This is a genomic window from Carboxylicivirga linearis, assembly GCF_018271995.1.
Taxonomy (GTDB): domain Bacteria; phylum Bacteroidota; class Bacteroidia; order Bacteroidales; family Marinilabiliaceae; genus Carboxylicivirga; species Carboxylicivirga linearis.
Map to the genome: position 1 here is coordinate 1 of NZ_JAGUCO010000090.1, position 1,319 is coordinate 1,319.

General features: G+C 40.7%; 2 protein-coding genes. Both read left to right on the top strand.

The features are described 5' to 3' along the window. Positions 1–78 precede the first annotated feature (78 nt). On the top strand, positions 79–468 hold the full coding sequence (locus tag KEM10_RS23710; protein WP_212220843.1) for a hypothetical protein: 390 nt from the start codon (positions 79–81) through the stop codon (positions 466–468). Between the two features lie 18 nt (positions 469–486). Continuing rightward, a complete protein-coding gene (locus KEM10_RS23715) occupies positions 487–1,263 on the top strand; it encodes a hypothetical protein (protein ID WP_212220846.1) in 777 nt (258 codons plus the stop codon). The last annotated feature ends 56 nt before the right edge of the window (positions 1,264–1,319 follow it).

Below are 1,319 nucleotides of genomic sequence, written 5' to 3' on the forward strand. Positions count from 1 at the left end.
GAGCTTGATATGTCATAATCGTTCGGGGGCGGTCAGCGGTTGTTAACCGCCCCTTTTTTCTTCTTAATCATTTGAAAAATGGAAGTACAAGACAATAACATACGCAAATTACAGGTCGTAAAATTCGAGGTTAAAAAAGGTCAGACCTTCGAGTTTAACGGCAATACCAAAACGGAACACGACCGTATCAAAGGCATTTTCTTACGCCTATCCAATCAACAGGCATTACCCGGTGCCACACTTAGGGTTTGGATTGATGATACAGAGATAATCCCTGATGATACCGAAGTGGCATTACTTCACCACAACGATGACATGAGCATTAAGGATGTGGCTTTTCCTGTGGATGAAAAAGCCAAAAACAGCCCTGTGCGTGTCATTTACAAAGACGACAGCGAGAACCTGGCTGTTAATGAAAGCTACAATGTTCGTGTGTATCTGCTTGCCGAGGTAGAGAAAAAGAAATAACCCTAAAATCTCCCGACAATGAAAAGATATTTTGTAATTACAAAAACCTCAGTTGGCAATAAACACATCAACGAACAGGACTTGCTCCCTGCTTCCTGTAAACTGATTACAGGCATTGCAATAAACGCACTGGTTAAAAAGGAATCGGAATTGGAAGATGTAACACAGGATTTAGCATTTCCACAGGCTTTAATATCCGATTTGTTATTGACCGATGGTATTACCAACCTGTTCTATTCTTACCTACGCACAAGGGCAAGCGAAGCGGAAAGCAAGGACTTTTTTGAGACTGATATTCTTCCGGCAATCGTTGATATTTTGAGCAACAACATCAAATTTACTTGCCTCGATGCAGACCAGCAAAGCAATCTGAATAACAGCATTGCAGAGCTTTTCAATACACAGTTTGCCGATTATCTCTACAACGAAGTGGGTTTATTTGAAAAAGGTCAAATCATTACAAGCCTTGAATTTGCCGACTTGATAGCACAGGAAACATTAACCTTTGCCTATCTGCATAAATCCGATGTTTTTCTTCGTTCTGTTAAGGCTTACAAACAGCCTGAACCTTATGAATGTGGCAACATCAGCCTATTGGTAAACGGCAATAGTTTTCTATTGCGTGATTACATGCTTACTGCCAACCGAAAGGTCAAGCATTTGAGCAAAGAGGTTATCCCATTCCATGAGCCTTTAGAGGTAAACAGCAATATCCATACGGTTTTTAAGAGCAATAAAAACAGCGGAGACAATACGCTAACCATTAGAATCTACATTGAATATGAACACGAGTGAGTTATTACATACCATCGCAAAAGACCGTGTTTCAGGGATGCGAACCATCGACAGCT